Source organism: Psychrobacter sp. GW64-MNA-CIBAN-0177 (assembly GCF_040309585.1).
Taxonomy (GTDB): Bacteria; Pseudomonadota; Gammaproteobacteria; order Pseudomonadales; family Moraxellaceae; genus Psychrobacter; species Psychrobacter okhotskensis.
Map to the genome: position 1 here is coordinate 1 of NZ_JBEOOY010000239.1, position 272 is coordinate 272.

A 272-nucleotide genomic window follows, 5' to 3' on the forward strand; every position below is an offset into this window, starting at 1 on the left:
GCATCACCTATACGCTCGCGCACGAGGCGAAGCATGCGGTCGAGGCGATCGACGGCACACTGGATTCGCTCGACTACAGCGGCCGCAGCCGCTTCACGCGCAAGGCGCTCGAAGCCGAAGCGCGCGCCCAGATCAACGCGTTCGAAGCGCGCTACGAGATCGATCTCGCGGGCGGCGGCGACATCGCGGCGAACACGACGCTGCCCGATGCGCTGCAGCACGAGGCCGACCGCTGGTCGCCGTCGAGCGACTATGCGGGCACGGTCGAGCGG

Annotated in this window: 1 protein-coding gene; it reads left to right on the top strand. The window is 69.1% G+C overall.

Annotated features, from left to right (window positions below; all coding sequences use genetic code 11):
* On the top strand, nt 1–272 hold a 272-nt coding region (locus AAEY79_RS14920; protein ID WP_352289168.1), incomplete at both ends, for a hypothetical protein.